The organism is Streptomyces orinoci, from assembly GCF_003121295.1.
Classification (GTDB): domain Bacteria; phylum Actinomycetota; class Actinomycetes; order Streptomycetales; family Streptomycetaceae; genus Streptomyces; species Streptomyces orinoci.
This window is the reverse complement of the sequence record NZ_PHNC01000019.1, coordinates 16,340-36,903: the sequence shown is the minus strand read 5'-3', so window position 1 is coordinate 36,903 and position 20,564 is coordinate 16,340. Positions and strand designations below refer to the sequence as shown.

At 69.4% G+C, this 20,564-nt stretch carries 20 protein-coding genes and 1 pseudogene; 8 read left to right on the top strand and 13 right to left on the bottom strand.

The window, feature by feature from the left end; translation table 11 throughout:
• Nucleotides 1–83: 83 nt before the first annotated feature.
• The 4 genes from CV755_RS13710 to tdh all read right to left on the bottom strand — a co-directional run bounded on the left by CV755_RS13710 (nucleotide 84) and on the right by tdh (nucleotide 4,138).
• Nucleotides 84–641, bottom strand: coding sequence for a DinB family protein (locus CV755_RS13710; protein ID WP_109280528.1), 558 nt, complete (start codon nucleotides 639–641; stop codon nucleotides 84–86).
• A gap of 335 nt (nucleotides 642–976) precedes the next feature.
• Nucleotides 977–1,687, bottom strand: coding sequence for a histidine phosphatase family protein (locus CV755_RS13705; RefSeq protein ID WP_241561194.1), 711 nt, complete (start codon nucleotides 1,685–1,687; stop codon nucleotides 977–979).
• A gap of 169 nt (nucleotides 1,688–1,856) precedes the next feature.
• Nucleotides 1,857–3,047 (bottom strand): glycine C-acetyltransferase, encoded by a 1,191-nt coding sequence (locus CV755_RS13700; RefSeq protein WP_109280510.1) that lies wholly within the window; start codon nucleotides 3,045–3,047, stop codon nucleotides 1,857–1,859.
• Nucleotides 3,048–3,097: 50 nt separating this feature from the next.
• Nucleotides 3,098–4,138, bottom strand: a complete 1,041-nt coding sequence (gene tdh / locus CV755_RS13695) for an L-threonine 3-dehydrogenase (RefSeq protein ID WP_109280509.1) — start codon at nucleotides 4,136–4,138, stop codon at nucleotides 3,098–3,100.
• Nucleotides 4,139–4,246: 108 nt separating this feature from the next.
• Between tdh and CV755_RS13690 the strand changes: the two genes are divergently transcribed.
• On the top strand, nucleotides 4,247–5,164 hold the full coding sequence (locus CV755_RS13690; RefSeq protein WP_109280508.1) for a LysR family transcriptional regulator: 918 nt from the start codon (nucleotides 4,247–4,249) through the stop codon (nucleotides 5,162–5,164).
• Between the two features lie 172 nt (nucleotides 5,165–5,336).
• Here the strand turns inward: CV755_RS13690 and CV755_RS13685 are convergent, their stop codons facing one another.
• From CV755_RS13685 to CV755_RS13660, 6 genes are all read right to left on the bottom strand, one after another.
• Nucleotides 5,337–5,762, bottom strand: coding sequence for a hypothetical protein (locus CV755_RS13685; RefSeq protein WP_109280507.1), 426 nt, complete (start codon nucleotides 5,760–5,762; stop codon nucleotides 5,337–5,339).
• A 48-nt stretch (nucleotides 5,763–5,810) separates the two neighbouring features.
• Entirely contained in the window at nucleotides 5,811–6,302 is a 492-nt protein-coding gene (locus tag CV755_RS13680; RefSeq protein WP_109280506.1) for a hypothetical protein, read from the bottom strand.
• Nucleotides 6,299–8,761, bottom strand: a complete 2,463-nt coding sequence (locus CV755_RS13675) for a molybdopterin oxidoreductase family protein (protein WP_109280505.1) — start codon at nucleotides 8,759–8,761, stop codon at nucleotides 6,299–6,301. The genes CV755_RS13680 and CV755_RS13675 overlap by 4 nt, the downstream gene beginning before the upstream one ends.
• A gap of 127 nt (nucleotides 8,762–8,888) precedes the next feature.
• Nucleotides 8,889–9,284 (bottom strand): phage holin family protein, encoded by a 396-nt coding sequence (locus tag CV755_RS13670; RefSeq protein ID WP_109280504.1) that lies wholly within the window; start codon nucleotides 9,282–9,284, stop codon nucleotides 8,889–8,891.
• Between the two features lie 104 nt (nucleotides 9,285–9,388).
• The gene (locus CV755_RS13665; protein ID WP_109280503.1) at nucleotides 9,389–10,426 is read right to left on the bottom strand and encodes a DNA topoisomerase IB; all 1,038 of its coding nucleotides are present in this window, start codon (nucleotides 10,424–10,426) and stop codon (nucleotides 9,389–9,391) included.
• A gap of 137 nt (nucleotides 10,427–10,563) precedes the next feature.
• A complete protein-coding gene (locus CV755_RS13660; protein ID WP_109280502.1) occupies nucleotides 10,564–11,661 on the bottom strand; it encodes a carboxylate-amine ligase in 1,098 nt (365 codons plus the stop codon).
• 284 nt (nucleotides 11,662–11,945) lie between these two features.
• On the opposite strand from CV755_RS13660, the gene CV755_RS13655 reads away from it, so the two are divergent.
• From CV755_RS13655 to CV755_RS13645, 3 genes are all read left to right on the top strand, one after another.
• Entirely contained in the window at nucleotides 11,946–12,362 is a 417-nt protein-coding gene (locus CV755_RS13655) for a CBS domain-containing protein (RefSeq protein WP_109280501.1), read from the top strand.
• Between the two features lie 92 nt (nucleotides 12,363–12,454).
• Entirely contained in the window at nucleotides 12,455–12,907 is a 453-nt protein-coding gene (locus tag CV755_RS13650) for a DUF6098 family protein (protein WP_109280500.1), read from the top strand.
• Between the two features lie 36 nt (nucleotides 12,908–12,943).
• Complete coding sequence (locus CV755_RS13645) at nucleotides 12,944–13,132, top strand: hypothetical protein (RefSeq protein WP_109280499.1); 189 nt, start codon at nucleotides 12,944–12,946, stop codon at nucleotides 13,130–13,132.
• Between the two features lie 48 nt (nucleotides 13,133–13,180).
• Here CV755_RS13645 and CV755_RS13640 read toward each other — a convergent pair whose 3' ends face one another.
• A complete protein-coding gene (locus CV755_RS13640) occupies nucleotides 13,181–13,963 on the bottom strand; it encodes a DUF899 family protein (protein WP_109280498.1) in 783 nt (260 codons plus the stop codon).
• Between the two features lie 208 nt (nucleotides 13,964–14,171).
• A complete protein-coding gene (locus CV755_RS36695) occupies nucleotides 14,172–14,303 on the bottom strand; it encodes a hypothetical protein (protein WP_277751810.1) in 132 nt (43 codons plus the stop codon).
• A gap of 15 nt (nucleotides 14,304–14,318) precedes the next feature.
• On the opposite strand from CV755_RS36695, the gene CV755_RS13635 reads away from it, so the two are divergent.
• Nucleotides 14,319–14,978: a GNAT family N-acetyltransferase gene (locus CV755_RS13635; RefSeq protein WP_241561193.1), complete on the top strand. Its 660-nt coding sequence runs from the start codon at nucleotides 14,319–14,321 to the stop codon at nucleotides 14,976–14,978.
• A 62-nt stretch (nucleotides 14,979–15,040) separates the two neighbouring features.
• On the opposite strand, the gene CV755_RS13630 is transcribed toward CV755_RS13635, so the two are convergent.
• On the bottom strand, nucleotides 15,041–15,598 hold the full coding sequence (locus CV755_RS13630) for an ALF repeat-containing protein (RefSeq protein ID WP_161968689.1): 558 nt from the start codon (nucleotides 15,596–15,598) through the stop codon (nucleotides 15,041–15,043).
• A gap of 490 nt (nucleotides 15,599–16,088) precedes the next feature.
• On the opposite strand from CV755_RS13630, the gene CV755_RS13625 reads away from it, so the two are divergent.
• From CV755_RS13625 to CV755_RS36120, 3 genes and pseudogenes are all read left to right on the top strand, one after another.
• Nucleotides 16,089–17,351 carry a B12-binding domain-containing radical SAM protein gene (locus CV755_RS13625; protein WP_241561192.1) on the top strand — a complete coding sequence of 421 codons (1,263 nt, stop codon included), beginning with the start codon at nucleotides 16,089–16,091 and terminating at the stop codon, nucleotides 17,349–17,351.
• Nucleotides 17,348–18,874 (top strand): B12-binding domain-containing radical SAM protein, encoded by a 1,527-nt coding sequence (locus tag CV755_RS13620; RefSeq protein ID WP_109280494.1) that lies wholly within the window; start codon nucleotides 17,348–17,350, stop codon nucleotides 18,872–18,874. Before CV755_RS13625 ends, CV755_RS13620 begins: the two co-directional genes overlap by 4 nt.
• Nucleotides 18,871–20,550 (top strand): annotated as a pseudogene (locus CV755_RS36120) (AMP-binding protein). The gene CV755_RS13620 and the pseudogene CV755_RS36120 overlap by 4 nt, the downstream one beginning before the upstream one ends.
• Nucleotides 20,551–20,564: the final 14 nt, after the last annotated feature.

The window sequence follows — 20,564 nt, the reverse complement described above, 5'->3', positions numbered from 1 at the left end:
CGGCGGCCGTTCGTAGCTGGTCGGGCTGTACAACACAGCCCCTCCCACGCCCCGTTGCGGGCGCGGGCGAGGAGCGTCGTCGGTCAGCCCATGCTCTTGGCGCCGTCCAGGGACTCCCGGATGATGTCGGCATGCCCTGCGTGCTGGGCGGTCTCGGCGATGATGTGCATCAGCACCCGGCGGACCGACCACCGCCCATCGGGCTCGAACCACGGCGCCTTCGGCAGCGGCTGGGTGGCGTCCAGGTCGGGCAGGGTGGCGACCAACTCATCGGTCCGGCGGGCCACTTCGGCGTACTCGGCCAGCACACCGGGCAGCGTCTCGCCGGGCAGCATCCGGAAGTCGTCGGCCCACCGGGCGAAGTCGGCCTCGGTCATGGCGCTGAAGTCGCCCATGGCCGACGGCCCTTCCTGCACAAAGGACATCCACCTCCGCTCCCCCGCGGTGACATGCTTGATCAGGCCGCCCAGGCACAACTCGCTGGCCGTCGTCCGCCGGCCGGCCTGCTCATCGGTGAGATCGCGGGTGGTGAAGCGCAGGAAGTGCCGCTGCTTGGCCAGCGCCTCCAACAGATCGGCGCGCTCGCCGGTCACGGCCGGCATCTTGGACTGGCCCCCGGTGGTCCGCTTGTCCATGGTCATGGTGTCGCCCTCCATTGTGTTCCGTCTTCTCGGTCGGTCGGGTACAACGCTAGAGACCATTGCGGACAGGGCCTGACCTAGTTGGCGGGCGGATCGGCCTTCACCGGCCGGCCGGAGGCGGCCCGTAAGGGGCGCGGGGAACGGCGCGATCGGCCATCCACGGCCCGCACCCGGAAGAAGGCTTCCTTGTCAGACCGGGGGGTACTCATGGGCAATGCACAGTGCGGGCCCTCGACGGCTGGTCGCGCCCACGCGGCGGACCCGCATAACGCAGCGCCCCGCGCCCCTTACGGCGCACCCGGCGCGCTGGAGTGCGGGTCGTCGCAGAACGGCGGTCAAGAGCCATCGGACAGCCCCTGGACCGGGGAGTGGTGAGCAGTGCTGCCGTACTCCACAAGCCACAGCCGGCCGTTACCGCCGGCCCACCGCGAGATGGACGCGTTGGGCACCGGCAGAAGGTCCGGGGCCGGGCTGCCCAGTCCGGCGAGGGCGTGGCGCACGGCGGCGACCACCGCGTCATGGGCCACCATCAGCACCCGCCGGCCTGCCGCGGCGTCCCGGAGCTCGACGAGGAGGTCGCGGAGGCGCACCGTCACATCGGCCAATGACTCGCCGCCGGGCGGCCGGTAGAACCACTCCCCCACCCGGGCACGCCGCTCCGCTTCCTGCGGCGCCCGGGCCCGGACGGCGGACGGTGTCAGCAGCTCCAGGGTGCCCATCTCGCGGTCCCGCAGGCGCTCGTCCACGAGCATGGGGGGCGGGGGCTCGCGCAGCACCGAGGTGATGCCCTCCCAGGTCTGCAGCGCCCGGGAGTAGGGGGAGCAGAGCACCAGGTGAGGACGGTCGTCCGGGCCGAGAGCCGCCAGCCACTCCCCGGTCGCCTGCGCCTGTCGGCGGCCCAGCGGCGACAGCGGTACGCGGGCGTCGCCGCTCTCCGCCAACTCCCTTACCCCCGCGTCCGGTTCCGCCTCGGCGAACAGCACATTGGCCATGCTCTGCCCGTGCCGGATGACGGTCAGCTGCTCCAGGCCGCAGCTCAGGGGCATGGGGAGCGGCATGGGTTCCCTTCGCGACTCGGGCTCGCTCGCTGACGGTTCGGGTGCGACGGCGCCAACCCGGCCGCGCTATGCGCCAGTTGACCAGGCACCGTGGACACGAACGGACCGGGGTGTGCGGCACAACCATGCCGCCCACCCGGTCCGTTCGTCACCCATGTCAGGCCGTGGCGGCGCCAATCGCGTCGCGTACCTCACGGAAGGCCGCCACCGTGCGCAGCACATCCTCGCGGGAGTGCGCAGCGGACAGCTGAACGCGGATGCGGGCCTTGCCCTTGGGGACCACGGGGTAGGAGAAGGCGATCACATAGACGCCCTTCTCCAGCAGGTCCGCGGCCATCCGGGCGGCCAGGGCCGCGTCGCCGATCATCACCGGGGTGATCGGGTGCTCGCCGGGCAGCACCTCGAAACCGGCCTCGGTCATCTCCTTGCGGAACAGCATGGTGTTCTCGCGCAGCCGGATGCGCCGGTCACCGGACTCGGCCAGCAGGTCGAGTACCCGCAGCGAGGCGCCGACGATGGACGGCGCGAGGGAGTTGGAGAACAGGTACGGGCGCGAGCGCTGCCGCAGCAGTTCCACGATCTCGGCGCGGGCGGCGACATAGCCGCCGCTGGCGCCGCCGAGGGCCTTGCCGAGGGTGCCGGTGATGATGTCGATCCGGTCGGTCACCCCGAAGAGTTCGGGGGTGCCCCGGCCGTCCTCGCCGATAAAGCCCACCGCGTGCGAGTCATCGACCATGACCAGCGCGCCATAGCGCTCGGCGAGCTCGCAGATCTCGTCCAGGGGGGCGATATAGCCGTCCATGGAGAAGACGCCGTCGGTGACGATCAGCTTGTGGCGGGCGCCGGACGCCTCCTTCAGGCAGCGCTCCAGGTCGGCCATGTCGCGGTTGCGGTAGCGGAAGCGGGCGGCCTTGGACAGCCGGATGCCGTCGATGATGCTGGCGTGGTTGAGCTCATCGGAGATCACCGCGTCCTCGGCGGACAGCAGGGTCTCGAAGACGCCGCCGTTGGCGTCGAAGCAGGAGCTGTAGAGGATGGTGTCCTCCATGCCCAGGAACCGGGAGATCTTCTCCTCCAGCTCCTTGTGCGGCGTCTGGGTGCCGCAGATGAACCGTACCGAGGCCATGCCGAAGCCCCAGTCGTCCAGGGCCTGCTTGGCGGCCGCGATGACCTCGGGGTGGTCGGCGAGGTCCAGGTAGTTGTTGGCGCAGAAGTTCAGGACCTTGCCGTCGCCGACGCTGATGGCCGAGGACTGCGGGCTGGTGATCACGCGCTCGGACTTGTACAGCCCGGCGTCACGGATGTCCTGCAGCTCCTTGCGCAGATGCTCGCGCATGCCGTCGAACATGGGGGACTCCTCGTGTGGTCGTACGTCGCTACGTCAGGGGGTGAGCGCGGTTACGGGACGGCCGGACGGGTCCAGTCGATGACGACCTTGCCGCACTGGCCGGAGCGGGCCGTGGCGAATGCCTCGGCGTGCTGCTCGAAGCCGAAGCGGTGCGTTATCACCGGGGAGATGTCCAGGCCGCTGCGCAGCAGGACGGACATGGCGTACCAGGTCTCGAACATCTCGCGGCCATAGATGCCGCGGAGCGTCAGCATGCGGGTGACGACCGTCGCCATATCGATGCTCACCTCGCCGGTGGGCAGGCCGAGGGCGGCGATCCGGCCGCCGGGCGACATGGTGGCGATCATGTCCTGGAGGGCGTCGGAGCGGCCGGACATCTCCATGCCGATGTCGAAGCCCTCGGTCATGCCGAGTTCCGGCATGACGTCGGCGATCCGCCGGGTGCTGACGTCCAGGGCGAGGGTGGCGCCCATCTTCTCCGCCAGGGCGAGCCGGTAGGGGCTGACGTCGGTGATCACGGTGGAGCGGGCACCGGCGTGGTTGGCGACGGCCGCGGCCATCATGCCGATGGGGCCGGCCCCGGTGATCAGGACGTCCTCGTTGAGCACGGGGAAGGAGAGGGCGGTGTGCACGGCGTTGCCGAATGGGTCGAAGATCGCGGCGACATCGATGTCGATCTCATGCCGGTGGACCCAGACATTGGACTCGGGCAGGGCCACATACTCGGCGAAGGCGCCATCGGTGTGGACGCCGAGGCCGACGGTGCGGATACACAGATGGCGGCGGCCGGCCATGCAGTTGCGGCAGGTGCCGCAGACCAGATGGCCCTCGCCGCTGACGATGTCGCCGACGCTCACCGAGGTGACGCCGGGCCCGGTTTCCACGACCTCACCGGCGAACTCATGGCCCAGGACCAGGGGGGCGCGGACCACCCGGGCCGCCCAGTCGTCCCAGGTGTCGATGTGCAGATCGGTACCGCAGATGCCGGTGCGCAGCACCTTGATCAGTACGCGTCCGGGGCCGGCCTCGGGGGTCGGCACCTCGGTCAGTTCGAGACCCGGACCAGCCGCGGTCTTCACCAATGCCCTCATAAGAGATCACTCTGGGGCTTGAGTGGTTATGAAGTCCATCAACATTTTTCTGCGAGTCTTGTGAAGCTCGGCTTCATAGGGGGCTGGGGTGAATGCGATAGTGAACAGGTGATCGACCCCCGCCGTCTGCGAGTGCTGCGCGCCCTGGCCACCCATGGCACCGTCACCGCGGCCGCCCATGCGCTGTATCTGTCGCCCTCGGCCGTCTCCCAGCAGCTGGCCGCCCTGGAGGCGGAGACCGGGCACGCCCTGCTGGAGCGGCGCGGCCGGCTGGTCCGGCTCACCGCCGCCGGCAGTGTCCTGGCCCGGCACGCCGATGAGATCTCCGCCCAGCTGGAGCGGGCCGAGGCGGATCTGGCGCGGTGTTCCACGGGCCTGGTGGGCGAGGTGACCATTGCCGCCTTCGCCACCTCCATCACCGAGGTGGTGGCCCCCACCCTGGCCGCCCTGGCCCGCCAAGCACCCCAGGTGCGGATCCGGGTCAAGGACGCGGAGGGGCACACCAGCGCCCGGCTGCTCGCCGATGGCGAGGCGGACATCGCCGTGGCCGTCGAACACCGCGACTCCCTGGCACCGGGCGGGCGGCGATTCCTGCACGCCCCGCTTTACGAGGAGCCCTTCGACGCCGTGCTGCCGCCCGGCCACCGCCTGGCGGACAAACCCGAGATCGGCCTCACCGATCTGCGCGACGACCCCTGGATCACGCCCTGGCCGGGCAACCCCGTCCATGAGGCGGTGCTGCGCGCCTGCGAACAGGCCCGCTTCCAGCCCGAGGTGGAGTGCCTGTCCGACGACTTCTCCGCGGTCTGCGCCCTGGTCACCGCGGGCGCGGGGGTCGCCCTGGTACCCCGCTCGGCGCTCCATGGCATCCGTCCCGCGCTCACCCCCGCCATCCGTCCGCTGCGCGGGCCGGGCCCCACCCGCCGCGTCTTCACCGCGGTCCGCCGCGGCAGCGAGGAACACCCGCTGCTCCGGCTCACCTTGACGGAACTCCGCCGGCAGGCCGCCACGCTGGCGACCGCCTGACCCCGGGCGCGGTAGCCCGGTGCCGCTGGGGGGGTGTCTGCCGGGCCCCGTCAGGGGCGTGGGGAACTGCGCGACCAGCCACAGACGGCCCGCACGTGACGACTGACCGAGGTATGGGGCCGCTTACCGGAGGAACGATACCGGCACGGTCCATGAGTCTTCGGACACCCGCCTAGAGCTCGTAGTCCTGCGCCAAGTCCTCCCACGGAACATCGCGCAGCCCAAGGCCATCGCCCGACGGCACCTCCAGGCCGTGCTGGAACCAGGCCACGGTGAGGACGGAGCGGTACCGCACCGGATCATGCTCGCAACTGACCGCCGCGGAGCGGAACTTGCCCACGCAGGCCACCGGCGGCAGCACCTCGACGGGGCCGAACGCGCCTGCGCTCTCGTCCGGATACTCACGGGACGGCGAAACAAGGTGCACCGGTGTACCGGGAAAGGCCCCTTCGGCCGTCCGCAACAGACCGCGGAGCTTTATCTCGTTGACGGGCTGGCATGGGTAACCCTCCAGCATCCCGCCGTAGGTCGAGGCCATACGCACCTCGGTGAGCTCGATCGAACGGCCGGAGGGGAGAAGGATGCGGCTCAGTGACATTTGCCTGACTGTAAGGCCCGTGGCAACCAGCTGAAGCAAGGCGGCCGCTCACAGACCGGAAAGCAGCTGCGGCGCAAGGTTCTTGATCATTGTGTTGGCCCAGCGGACCTGCCGGAGCGTCTGCGGGTGGCAGGAAGAGACCAGGGCCAGCAGCCCCGTGTCCTTGGTGGCCTGGGCCGTCTGGGCGAGCATCTCCCAGTGGACCGAGTTGCCCGCGGCGGACAGATACAGCGAACGCAGGTCGTGCAGGAGCAGCAGTCCCGCCTCCCGGCGGCGGCCCATGGCGACGGCGGCCCTCTCGCGCAGCACCGCCAGGGCATCGGCGGGCAGGTGCCCGGCCGGGCCGGAGAGGTCCAGGCCGTAGTGGCGGCCCTGTTCGGCGAGGCGGGCGGCGTGCTCCCGGGACCAGCGGGCTAGATCACGGGAGACATGGTGGATCTCATGCTCGGTACGGTGGCGCTGGGCCACCGCCAACAGACGCCTTTCCAGGGCGCGTTCACCATGGTGCAGGGCCCGCAGGGTCAGCTTGACACCGTTCACGGCCGGCCCTCCGTGGTGTGCAGGGCTACCGCTTGGGGCCCGCCCGTGGTGGACGGGACGCCGCCGGTTCCGGCGGGCGCGGAGGCGGTGGTGGTCGGCGCCGGAGCCGGGGTGCCCGCCGCGCGCTCCACCAGGCCGATCCGCGCGGCAGCGGTCTTGAACAGGGGCTGTTTGGAGGCCGGATCCCAGTCGGTGATGGTGGCCTCATTGGCGGCGCGGCCGGAGTCGCCGCCGGGACGGTGGCCCTCGGCGGTGTCCCAATAGCCGTAGTGGAACGGCAGGAAGACCATCCCATCGCGGATGGCGGTGATCCGCAGGCGCCCCCGGACCGCGCCACGCGGTGTGGCCACCTCCACCAAGTCCCCTTCGGCCAGGTCCTGTTGGGCCGCCTCGCCGGCGGAGAGCTCGACCCATACCTCGGGGGCGGCGGCATTCAGCTGCGGGGCGCGGCCGGTCTTGGTGCGGGTGTGGAAGTGGTAGAGGGTACGGCCGGTGATCAGCTGGAGCGGGAACTCCACCGAGGTGTCCTCATGCGGCGGCAGATACTCGGCGGCCTTGATCACGGCCTTGCCGCCGGGGTTGAGGGACCGGTATTCCGCCGGTTCCATGGACGCCCCGGTGACCAGGTCCTTGCCATAGCTTTCGCAGACATCCGGGTGTGCCCAGGTGAAGCCCTCGGTGTAGAGGCGTTCGGTGCCCTCCGGGGCCTGCTCATTGCAGGGCCACTGAATGCCGCCGCCCTCGCGCAGTTTTTGGTGGCTCAGGCCGGTGTAGTCGCATGGCCGTCCCGCGCTGCACCGCTGCCACGCCTCGAAGGCCGACTCCGCGTCGTGCCAACCGACCAGCGGGGCACCGTCCTTGTCCCGGAAGCCCATCCGGGCGGCATAATCCAGGAAGATGTCCAGATCCGCCCGGGCCTCCCCGGGCGGATCAACCGCCTTGCCGGAGAAGTGCACCGTACGGTCGGCGTTGGTGAACGTTCCGGTCTTCTCACCCCAGGCGGCGGCGGGCAGCACCACATCCGCCAGCTGCGCGGTCTCGGTCAGGAACAGGTCCTGCACCACCACAAACAGCCGGTCCTGGCTGAGGATCCGCCGGATACGGGCGAGTTCGGGCAGGGAGACGGCCGGATTGGTGCCGCTGATCCACAGCATCCGCAGCGAACCCTGCTCGGCATAGCGGAACATCTGCATCGCATGGGTGGGCGGGGCATAGTGCGGAATGGTCTCCGGCGTCACATTCCACACCCTCGCCAGGTCGGCGACATGCTGCTCGTTCTGCCAGTTCCGGAAGCCCGGCAGATCGCCATTGGCGCCGCACTCCCGGGTGTTCTGCGCGGTGGGCTGGCCGTTCATCTGCAGCACACCGCGGCCCGGCCGGCCCAGCATGCCGCGTACCAGATGCAGATTGTTGACCTGTACGGCGGCCGCGGTGGCCTGGTGCGACTGGTAGACGCCCTGGAGAACCGTGGACACCAGCCGCTCGGCGCCTCCGATGAGCTCGGCCGCCCGCTCGATGGAGGCCGCCGGCACCTGGCAGATCCGGGCCGCCCAGGCCGGGGTGCACTCCCTCACCCGGGCCGTCAGTTCCTCGAAGCCGACGGTGTGCGCCTCGATGAACTCGTGGTCCACGCGGCCGTTGCGGATGATCCGGTGCAGCAGCGCGTTGAGCAGGGCGACATTCGTTCCCGAGCGCGGCGCGAGATGGACGTCGGCACGGCGGGCGACCGGGGTGGGCCTGGGGTCCACACAGACCAGCCGGGGCGGATCGGTGCCCTCCAGCCGGTCCAGGATCCGCATCCACAGCACCGGCTGGGTCTCCGCCATATTGTGTCCGAACAGCGCGATGACATCGGCGTGGTCGAAGTCCGTATAGCTGCCCGGCTGTCCGTCACAGCCGAAGGACTCCTTGAGCGCCTCGGCGGCGGTCGCGGTGCACAACCGGGTATTGCCGTCAAGGTGGTTGGTGCCGATACCGGCCCGGGCGATGACCGCCAGGGTGTAGTACTCCTCCAGGAACAGCTGGCCGGTGGTGTAGAAGCCGATCGCCCCCGGCCCCTGCCGCTCCAGCAGCCGCTTGGACCGGGAGACCACCCGGCCCATGGCGGTGTCCCAGTCGGTTTCCACCAGTTCTCCGCCGTCGCGGACCAGCGGCCTGGTCAGCCGGTCCGCCGAGGCATTGGCCTGCCATCCGAACAAGTCCTTGGGCCCCAGCCGGCCCCGGTTGACCCGGTCGGCCGCCCGGCCGCGCACTCCCACGATCCGCCCCCGCGCCACGGCGATGTCCATGGCGTCACCATTGGAGTGCAGCACCGAGGCGGCGGGCACCCACCGTTCCACCTCATCGGGGCCGGTCCCCGGGCGCAGATACATATCGGTACGGGCCGGCCAGCGGGCTCCGGATCCATAGGGCGTACGCGGACCCCAGGGCTCCGCGATGCGGTCCACCGACGTCTCCATGCCCTCACCTTTCTCCGCCCGGCCGCCCCTCGCGGGTACCCGGCGGAAGACCCGCCATGACAGCGCCGGGTCGCGAATGCTCCATTCGACGCACCGGAGGGCCCGGGCACGGAGGGCAAGGGCCCGCTCAGTCGGGCAGCACCCGCCCCAGCGCCTCCCGGGACGCTCTGCGGGCCTCCTGGGCCTTGCCGCAGCCGCACCAGGCGAGCACCGCCGCGCCGGACGCATACCCGGCGGCAAGCGCCCAGGCCGCCCGGTGCGGCGGCCAGTGGCGCTCCATCGCCCGGAGCACGGCCTGGTGCGCCGAGACCAGGGCCAGCACCCCGCAGGCTCCGCTCAGCGCCAGCGCCGCCGTGGCCAGCGCGGTCTCCCGGGCCGTGGCGACCGCCTCCTCCCTCGCCGGTCCCACGTCCTGCCGTACCACGGCGGCCACATCCCGCCACAGCCGTTCCCCGGCGTCGAGCCACCGGCCGTTCGCGGCCCGGTGCGAGGCGGGACCGTGTCCCTGAGCGTCACCCGTCATCGTCTGCCTCCGTCCTGCGCCGCCCCCTCGGCGGTGCTCCCCGCCGACACGCTGCCAAGTCCCCGGGACGGGCCGGATAAAACAGGGCGGACGGTACCGGCCGGTCAGCCGCCGTCCGGCGGCGGCTCCCCGGTGCGCAGCATCCGCAGCACCGCGCGTTCGGCGGGGCCCTGGGTGGCGGGCGCACCGGGGCCCGCCCCGGCACCCAGGCGCGGCAGCGCGGCGGCGACGGTGACGCCCTCCTCGTACAGCTCGATCACCCGGGGGTTGATACAGGAGGCCCGGCAGACGGCCGGGGTGTTGCCCAGGTATCCGGCGACCTCGCGCACCGCCCGGACAATGGCGCGGCGCCGGGCGGTCTCACTGCGGGCGGCGGACCGGGACACCGCCAGTGCCACGGCGGCCAGGACCGTGGCATGCCAGGTGCGGAAGTCCTTGGCGGTGATGTCCAGGCCCGCCAGCTCCTTGAGGTAGGCGTTGGCCTCGTCACCGCTCACCTCGTGCCAGGCGCCGTGCTCCCGGTAGGCCAGGAGCCGCTCCCCGCCGTCCCGGCCGCGCAGCAGCGCGCCGAGATTGCGGCAGACGGCCCGGTCGGTGGTGGTCAGGGTGATGTCCCGGCCGGCCTTGCCGACATAGGTGAACTCGACGGCGCCGCTTCGCCGGTGGGCGTGTTCGCACAGCAGGGTGGTCAGCCCATGGCTGTTGTGCCGCTCGGTGTAGCGGTCGCTGCCGATGCGGAAGAACCCCAGGTCGAGCAGGCGCACCGCGGTGGCCAGGACGCGTTGCCTGGTCAGCCCGCGCTCCCCGAGCTGCCCCTCGACGGCCCCCCGCACGGCGGGCAGGGTTTCCGCCACGTCCAGGACGTGATCGTGCTTGGCCTGCTCCTGCTCGGCGCGGAACCGCGGGTGGTAGAGGTACTGGCGGCGTCCGGCGGCATCGGTACCCACGGCCTGGAGGTGCCCATTGACCCGGGTGCAGATCCATACGTTCCGCCAGGCCGGCGGAATGACCAGCGCCCGGACCCGGTCCAGTTCGGCCGCATCCCTCAGCGGCTCGCCCCGGGCGTCGAGACAGCGGAAGCCGCGTCCATGACGGACCCGGGTGTAGCCGGGTTCGACGGGCCGGCTGTGGTAGAGACGCAACCCAACCTCCTCGGCCGCGCAGCGGTCCTCCTGGTGGGAGAACGTCCGGGGCGGCCGATTCATCCCGTACGGCCATGGCCCGGGAACCCTGGCCCCGGCGCCCCGGCCATGGAATCCGGCGGCCGGCCGCGCCGGGCTCACTCCACGGCCGCTGTGTCCAGGCCGATGAGCTCGACCAGGCAGGGCATCCCGCCCCGGGCCAGAGCCTGCCGCTGCCGGTCCGCCGGGGCACCGGTGCGCAGCAGACGGTGGATGGCAGCGGTGACGTAGGAGGTGTCGCCGTACTCGTCCAGGGCAGGGGTGATGTGGTCGAGCAGGCCGCTGACCAGGTCCCCGGCGGGGCGCTGCCGGCCCTCGGCGTCGATGAGCCTGCCCTCCAGTCCGTGCCGGGCGGCATGCCAGTTGGCCGCGTACAGCATTTCCGGACGGCAGGGGACGGCCGGGCCGCCGTCCCCGCGGTCGCGCAGGGCGGTGACCACCAGGGCCCGGACGATGCCCGCGAACATGGCCGCCTCGTCCGCTTCCAGCTGGACGTCGAAGCAGCGGATCTCCACTGTGGGGTAGCGGTCGGACAGCCGGATCTGCCAGTAGATCTGGCCCAGGTCGGCGATGGCCCCGGCGTTCAGCAGGGCGGTGGCCCGCCGGTCGTAGTCGGCGGCGTCGGCGAAGTGCGGCGGCGGGCCGCTGACCGGCCACCGGCCGAAGACGACCGTGCGCCAGCTGGCGAAGCCGGTGTCCTGTCCCCGCCACAGGGGGGAGTTGCCGGACATGGCGACCAGCAGGGGAATCCAGTCGCGCAGCCGGTTCAGGGCGACCACCCCCGCCTCCCGGTCCGGTACGGCGACATGGATGTGCATGCCGTTGACCAGCTGTTCGTCCACCAGCCGCCGGCCCTGTACCCGCAGCCTGCGGTAGCGGGGGCTGGGGGTGACCGGTACGCCGGTGAGTTCGGTGAGCGGGGCGGCCCCGGAGGCGATGGCCCGGCAGTCGGCGCTGGTCGCGGCCGAGGCCGCCGCATGCCGCAGACGCAGCAAGTGCCCGCCGACCTCGGCGAGGTCCTCACACACCGGAGTGGCGATCTCCACCTGCGCCTGCAGGAGTTCGGGCTGGATCTCCCCCTCGGCCGCGATGGCGCCCAGTCCGGCGATCTCGCGTACCTCCTCGGCGAGCGGTACGGGCAAGGCGGTCGCTGGATCCACCAGCAGGAACTCTTCTTCGACCCCGATGGTGATCAAAAGGACCCGGCCCCTTCCCTGCGATGGTCCGGCCGCAAGGACCTCCACGGCCAACCGATCCTGCTGGGTGCGCGGGCACCGGACGGTCATTGCTCCTTCGGTGGGCCCCACCGCCCCGGATTCCGCAGGTGCCGGGCCCGTCCGGCTACTCGGGTGGTCGGCACAGGACGGACGTTAGCCCGATGACCAGCCGGGCAGGCGTGTTGCAACATCCCCCGCTCGCCGCTCGCGGTCGTGAGCGAGCAGGCGGGGAGCCCCTGCGGACGACGAGGAAGGAGCATCGCATGACCACGGCACGAGAGATCATGACGGCAGGCGCCGAGTGCGTGGGCGCGCAGGAAAGCGTGCTGGACGCCGCGCGGAAGATGACCGAGCTGGGGGTCGGAGCCCTGCCCATCTGCGGCACCGACAACAGGCTCAAGGGCGTGCTCACCGACCGCGACATCGTGGTGAAGGTGCTGGGCAAGGGCAAGGACCCGGCCGGCTGTACGGCCGGCGAGCTGGCCCAGGGCGAAGCCGTCACCATCGGGGCCGACGATGACGCCGATGAGATCCTGCGCACCATGAGCAGTCACAAGGTCCGCCGGCTGCCCGTGATCGACGGCCATGACCTGGTGGGCATGGTGGCCCTCGCGGATGTGGCCCGGGCGCTGCCGGACCCCAAGGTCGGCGACCTGCTCGAGGTCCTCTCCAGCGACTGAGACGACTGGGCCGGGCGCGGGCCGGACGCCGGACGATCCCTCACCGGACGGCTTCCGGCCCATGAGCCCATGGCGCCGACGACCGGAGGACGATGAGCAGCAACGCGCCCGACGACCTTCCCACGCTGCGCTCGCTGGATGAGCTGGCAGCGTGGATGACCCGCGCCCGGCATCTCTATGTGCGCTGGTCCCGGGGCCCCGGCGCGGACCTCTCCGCGTCCTCCAGCACGGATGAGCTCACCGGCACCGCGATGCCCGGTCTCTCCGCCAACTGCCTGGATGTCGAGTCCTGGTGGGAGAACCGGCCGGTGCGGCTGTGGGCCGCGCGCCGCCTCTACGACTACAGCCACCTTCCACGGCTCCGGGGCGAAGGCGTACGCCCCTGGCTGCTCAGAGGGCACGAGGCGGCCCGCGGCCCCGACAACGAGCCCCTGGTCTGCGACGTCGAGCCCTTGGCCTGGATCTCCCAGGAGGTCATCGACGAGGCCACCCGGGAAATCGACGGCCAGCCGGGCCCCTGGGGCCCGGTGCGGCGCAGACCATGAGGGCCCGCCTGTCCGCGATCACAAGGAGGCAGACCCATGCCGGAGGAGAAGAAGCCGCGGACCGCCCTTGAGGAGGTCCTTTGGGAGTTCGAGCAGGCCGAGACGGATCCGGTCGGCCACCATGAGGACGATGACGAAGGCGGGGAGGCGGCCGATGCGCTCACCCCCGACCCCGAGGCGCAGGAATCCGTGCAGCGCCGTGATCACCGCCTCGGTGGCTCATAGAGCGGTGCGCGGCACCGGCTTCCGTTGGACGCGCCCCGAAGGCGGGGGTCAGTGGTCGTGGCCGTGCCGGCCGAGGGTCGTGACCGGCGTCGCGCCGGGGCGGGTCCACTGCGGCACGGGGCGGCTGGTCGGCCCCCAGGTGGCGTTTCCGTCCGCGTCCGAGCGCCAGAACCAGCATGAGCCGCGCCCCTCGGGCCGGCCCTCGGGCTGGTCCTCCCACCCCTCCCCTCGGCCGTAGGGCGTCAAGTCCAGCAGGCCCAAGGACCCGTTGACCCGCTCATTGCCACGGCCCGTGGTGGAGTAGGTGAGGAACACCCGGTCGCCATCGCGCAGAAAGCAGGTGAGGTAACCCATGTCGCCGCCGACCGGGGCGTCCAACCCTCGCACGGAGTACCAGGGTTGGCGGTAACCCATGAACGCGATGTAGGAGGCCACCTCCTCCCAACGGCCGTTGGTGAGAATGGCGAAGGAGACACCGCGGGCGTTGAGATAGACCGCGTCCTTCAGGTGCCAGGCCGTGGTGGTACAGCCCTCGCACTGTCCCTGGTGCGGTGCCCCGTCGTACCACATGTGTTTGTAGACCACGAGCTCGTCACGACCCTGGAACAGGTCCATGAACAGGACCGGGCCGTCGGGTCCGACAACCTCGGCCGTTCCGTCGAACTCCACCATCGGCAGCCGCCGACGGGCCGCGGCGATGGCGTCGCCCTCTCGGGTGTGAGCCTTCTCCCGGAGCAGCAGCTCATCACGGGCGGTCTGCCAGGTGGCCGGGTCCACCACGGGCGGACGCCCGGGCAGCGCGGTGGCCGGGTGGTCCGGCGAATCTGCCACGGGTCCTCCGTGATGCCGTACGGACACGCCCTGACACCGGCTCCGAGCACAGCTCGGCCGGCAGCCTCTGTCGCACCGGACAGCCGTCCTCCGGCAGGCGCTCGGACCAGGATGCCGAGTCTGCTTGCCGGAGTGCCGCGCCCAACTCTTCGTCTCGGTCGGAGAGTTCACGGTCCCCCGTTTGCCTTGGCGCAACAAGACATTGTAGTTAGGGCGGATGGAAGAACTTGTGCAGCTCACTGAGGTTGCGCAGGCCGCGGCCGGAGACGGGCAGCCGCTGTGGGCTGCCCAGGGACAGCCGGACGGCCGTCTGGGCGCGGGAGTACGGGCCTGGCGTCACGGAAGCGCTCTGGCCGTGGCGAGCCCGGACATCTCTCAGCGCAACCGAATCGCGGTCAAGGGCGATCCCGCTGACGCGGTTCCCTTGGTGCGGCATGTTCTGGATGAGGTGGGGCCGGCATATCGCCCGTTCGGCCAGGCGCCATTGATCGAGGCGCTGGCACGGCAGATACCCGGCCTCGCCCCGGTTCAGCGGTTCTTCTGGATGGAGACCACATCCGTGCCCAAGGCAGCCAGCGCTGAAGTGCGGTGGCTGACAGAGCTGCAAGCGAAGCAAGCAGCGCCCCTTTTCGACCACTTCTTCCCCGACTCCTACGCACAACCCGGCCGCACCGGTGTGCGGCGGTGGGCGGGAGTGCTCGGCACTGTGGGGAAGGACGCAGAGCCTCAGCCCCTGGCGGTCGCGGCTGACGCATGGTCGGGCGCCGGCTGCGGTTTCATGGCCGGGATCTGCACTCATCCTGCCACCCGTGGACGGGGGTTGGCGCGGTCGGTCAGCGGCTTTGTCGCGGCGGCACTGGTCCGGCGGTACGGCCGTGCCGCTCTCATGGTGGACACGGACAACGTGCCGGCCATCGCCGTGTATGAACGCCTGGGAATGACCAAGCACCTCATGGCAGCAACCGGGTTCACCGCGTCAAATCCCTTGAATTCCCGGGCATCGAGCCGGCGATGACAACGTCCGTCGGCCCGCCAAGGGGGGTGCCCATGAAGCACCACCCCTCATCGGCGGGCAGGTCAGCGGACCCGGTACTGGCCGACCTCGAGGAACCGGCGCACTGCGGCGGGACCGCCGTCAAGGGCGTGGCTGGCGGCCGTGCGGAACTTCTCGCTCGGGTGCTGGGCCATCAGGCGCAGCACCGCGACACGGTCATCCTCCTCCTGGGCCCGGTACTGGCCGGTCTCCAGGAAATGACGCACATCGGCGGCGCTGCCATTGAGAGCCTTGTTGGCCGCTTCGGTCACCGCGACGCCCGGGTGCTTGCCCAGGATGACCAGGACCGCGACACGGTCGTCCTCCTCCTGGGCCGCGTACTGGGTCACCTGCAGGAACGTCACCAGGGCCTCGGCCGTGCCCTCCTTGAGGGCGAGGTCGCCGTAGTAGCGCATCGAAGAGCCCTTGGGGCTCTTGCCCATGAGAGTGAGGACCTCGATCCGCAGGTCGTCCATCGACATATGCGAGTAGTCCTTCGCCGTCGGCGAGGGGCTGGCGGAAGCGATCGTTCCGCGGCCGGTGGCCGCGTCCGCCATCGCCGGGGAGGAGAGCAGAACGACCGGGGCCAGGACGGCTGCCACGGCAACGGCCGAAACATGGACCGGCTTCATAAGGGTGCACCCACTTCACAAGAAAGATCAACAAATGCTGGGACAGCGTAAACGCGCCCAGGACGGCATGATCGACCCGCCCCGTATGGATCCCGTCAGGATTCCGGCCGGCCCGGCATCAACCCTCGCACCGCACCCGCTTCTTCGAGGAGCGTGAACGGGCGGGGTGCCGCGCGGCCAAACACACGCGACCCGCATGTCACACACCACAGAACTCCCCTTGCTCAGCTGCCACTCCAGCACCGATCCACGGAAATGATCCATCCCCTTGGATCTTCAACTACCGGCCTCCGCAAGCGGATTGACACTAAAGATGTGCCGCTCATAGATTCGAGCTCCTTACCAGCACGACCGACGCGCGTCACTACACGGGGTGGTTGTTCACCGAGCACGCGACTCCGTTGAACCGTGGGGGGCTGCGATGAAGAAGGTGCTCCTGGCAACGGCTCCGAAAGAGGCATTGGTCGAGCCAAACGGAGTCGGCGGAAACTGGTACGACCACACCGACACCTATATGGCCTGGACCTGCGCCGTGGATATCGAGGACCGGCTGTCGGTGACCTGCCCGCCGACCGGTCTCAGATTCCTCAAGCACAATGTGCCGGACATCGAGATACTCGAGTATCCGACCTGGCAGGAATACCGGGCCGCATTGCAGGCCGAGCGCTGGGACATGGTGGGCCTCAGCTTCTACACCTGGTCCACCCCGGTCGCGATCGAGATGGCAAAGGCCGCGCGGGAGGCCGGTGTTCCGGAGATATGGGCCGGAAACTACGGCGTCCTCACTCCCGGCATCGACCGCTACTTCACCCGACTGGTCAAAGGAGCCGGTGAGTTCCCGCTCCACCAGTACGTCTATGGCAGGCCTCTCCCCCGGGTGCGGCACCCGGCGATGATGGGGCAGAGCGGCTTCCGCGGAGTGAGCTCTCCGGTCGGATACCTCTATTCCAAACGCGGTTGCAATATCGGCTGCACCTTCTGCTCGACGCCGATCTTCAACCCCAAGGAAGAAGCCATCTTCATGGAGGACATGTACGCGGCACTCGACGCGTACCGGGAGGCGAAGGTCGCCCATGTCATCATCTACGACGAGAGCTTCTTCCTCACCAACCACCTGGCCGAGCAGGTGGTGGACGCCCTGGCGGAGCGCGAACTGCCCTGGATCTGCCTGACCCGCGCCGACTTGATCAGGGGCCGTATCCCCGAGCTCACCGACCGCTGTATGGACGGCGCGATCGTCGGCATCGAGTCCTACCGGGACAAGAACATCGCCGATGTGAAGAAGCGCGATGATGTCTACAACGTCCGGCAGACGGTGCGCGAGCTGCTCGCCAATGGGCGCCGGGCACTCGGCACCTTTATGGTCGGCTTCGCCGAAGACAGCATCGAGGACATGCAGTTCGACATCGAGCAGCTCAACCAGGAAGGGCTGTTCGCCTGTCAGCTGACCCTGCTGACCCCGTTCCACGGCACCCGCCTCTATCGCCAGATGGAGCACCTGATCAACGAGCCGGACCTCAGCAAGCACGACCTCTACAACCTGGTGTGGAAACACCCCAGGATGAACCGCAGCGAGGCGCGTGACCTGCTCGCCTGGGGCCAGCGGCGAGTCAATGACCCAACGCGTATCGCCGGCAGGCTCAAGCAGGAGATGAAGGACAAGGTACGCAGGCAGCTTGCGCAGCGGCACGGCGCTCAGGTCAGTCCCTCGGGGCGATCGTGAAGAGCCTCAGCATTCTCTGTGTCCAGCTCGGCTTCCATGAGGCCTATCCCGATGCGTCCACGCTGGCGACCACCTACAACGACGGTATCTATTACGTCGCCTCCTTCATCCAGCAGGAATACCCGGACGCACAGGTCGAGATGTGCCAGATGTTCTGGGGCGAGAAGCCCCAGGACTTTCCCCTGGGCAGCTATGACTACATCCTGATCTCGGCACTCGCCACGCACTTCTGGTCGAATATCGAGACGCTTGAGCTGATCCAGCGCGAGAAGCGTCCCGGCTGCGTGGTGATCATGGGCGGTCCGCATGCCGCCTTCGCACCCTATGAGGCACTGCGCTATGCCGACTACGCCGTGATCGCGGAGGGCGAGATCCCCTCGGTGCAGCTGATCAAGGCGCTGGAGGCCGGTGAACCCGTCGCCGAGGTCGACAACCTGGCCTATACGGACGCCAACGGCAAACTGGTCCTCAACAAGATCGCCCGCTATGGGAACATCGCCAATGCGATCAACCCCAAGTTTCTGGAGCGCGCGCCGCAACTCCACTGGGCGACCGTCTCCATGTCGCGCGGCTGCCCCTTCGACTGCTCGTTCTGCTACGCCATCCGGCTGCTCGGCCGGCGGTTCCGCACCAAGACCGCGGAAGATGTACGCGATGAACTGGACGCCATCTACCGGCAGACGGGCTGCAACCGCTTCTATGTCACGGACCTCAACTTCACCACCCGCAAGAGCTATTGCCGTGAGATAGCCGAGACCTTCCGCGACCGTAACTACAAGTTCATCGCGATGAGCCGGGTCAACCATGCCGACGACATGGACCTGGTCCTCGACCTCAAACGGTCCGGGTTCGAGGAGTACTGCCTGGGGGTGGAGTCGGAGGATCCCAGCGTCCTCCAGGCATTCAACAAAAAAGTCGATCCCTCGGAACAGACCCGGCGCCTGCTGCGCTTCGCCGAGAACGACATCGCCATTCACTCCGCGATCATCTTCGGCCTGGAGGTCCAGGACCGCCCGGCGATCGAGGCCACCGCACACTGGTGCGCCGAGGCCCGCATCATGCACCCGGTGTTCGTCTGCCTCGCGGAATACCCGTTCCAGGACCTGCTCTACGGGGCCCGCCAGGACATCGAGGACCACCGCATCATCATGGAGGTGCCCACCTACCAGCACTATTCCTTTGTCGGCATCTTCCCTCGCCATATGCGTCCCAGCGAACTCCAGCGCGGCATCCTGGACAGCTATGGAATCTTCTTCAAACGGGCCTTTGAGATCGAGCAGCGGCCGCAACGGCGGGCCCGCCTCAAGGCGTACTCGCGCAGCGTCGAACGCGGCCGGGCCGGCATGGAGCAGCACATCCGCTTCCTGGAGGAACTGGAGAAGCCCTACTACACCGCGTCCGGGACGCTGAAGGAGGAGCTGTTGAAGGCCGACTTCGACTCCCGTCATGGCGAGCTCCGGGCCTGGCTGGCCCAGTCCTCCAAGCGCACCGATCTGCAGTTTGTGAAGGGGTACGCCCGGTGACGGCAATCCCCCGGCCGGAGACCGTCGTTCACGCCTTGCTGGACAGTGTCCGCCGCACCCCGGACCGGCCGGCGTTCCATGTGATCGAACGCTCCGAGGAGGAGTTCACCCTCAGTTATGCGGAGACCTTCCGCCTGCTGGGCCGGGCGGCGGCCGGTCTGCGTGCCCAGGGGATCGGCCAGGGCGACCGCGTCATCATTGTTCTCCCGACCTCCCGTGATTTTCTCTCGGTCTACCTCGGCTGCCTCTATTGCGGCATCGTGCCCGTCATCGCCGCCGAGCCGATGGACGGCCGTACCGAGCACTATGCGGCGAACCTGCGAAGACTTGCCGAACGCGCCCGGGCCGAACTGGTCGTCGCCGGACCGGACTTGGCAAAGTCCCTCGCACCTCTACTGCCGGCCACCGTCATCACGCCGGATGCACTGCGCAAGGCACCCTTCACCCTGGACTCGCCAAGAGCGACGCCCGGCTCCCCCGCCCATCTTCAGGCGACCTCCGGCTCGACCGGTGCACCCAAGCTGGCCGTGATCCGGCATGGCAATATCGTCGCCAATGTCCAGGCGATCGCCGAGGCGATCGAGGGGAATCCCGATGACTCACTGGTGAGCTGGCTCCCCCTGTTCCACGACATGGGTCTTATCGGCATCTCCTATGCGCTCTGTGCCCGCATTCCCGTGGTGCTCTCCGATCCTGTCAACTTCCTGCGCAGCCCGTTGAGTTGACTGCACTGGATCAGCCGCTACCGGGGCACCCTGTCGCCCGCCCCCAGCTCCGCCTTCCATATCTGCGCGCGAGTCGCCAAGCGCCGTCCGCCGGACGGCCTCGACCTATCGGCCTGGCGGGTCGCCCTCTGCGGTGCGGAGCCGGTGCATGAGCGCACCATGCGCGAATTCCAGGAGACCTTCGGCCGCTTCGGCCTGCCCGAGACGACGCTCCGGCCGGTGTACGGGCTTGCCGAGGCAACGCTGGCGGTCACCATTTCCGATATCGGCCGGCCGTATTCGGTGGACCGGGTGGACGCGGAAGCCACCGCAAGCGGATATGCCGAGCCCCGCCCGGCCGCTGATCCTCGCACCACCGCGATGATGTGCGTGGGCCGGGTGGTGCCCGGCCACCGGCTGCGGGTGGTCGGTGCGGACGGGGCGCCCTTGCCGGATCGCGCCATTGGCGAGATAGAGGTGTCCGGCCCCAGCGTGATCGATGGCTATCTCGAAGAGCCGGGCGAACACCCGGAGACCGGCGCGGCCGATGACCGGCTCAAGCGGACGGATGGTTATCTCCGCACGGGTGACCTCGGCTACCAGGTCGATGGGGAGCTGTATATCACCGGCCGCCGCAAGGACATCGTGATCATCTCGGGTCGCAATTACATTCCCGACCAGCTGGAGACCTTTGTGGAGTCCGTCACGGCGAGTCCGCGGACCCCGGCGGTCATCGCCATCGGTGTCCCCGATCCCACCCTGGGGACCGAACAGCTGCATCTGCTGCTCGATGAACGGCTCGCCGACGGCCGTGACCGGCGAGCCATCACCGGTCAGGTGAGCGAGGCCCTGGCGGAGGTGTTCGGCATCGGCGGTGTCACCTTCCACTGGGTCAGACGAGCCGAACTCCCCCGGACCACCAGCGGCAAGATCCAGCGCCATCTATGCCGGAAGTTGATCGAAAAGCAGTGACCGACCGAGAGGTG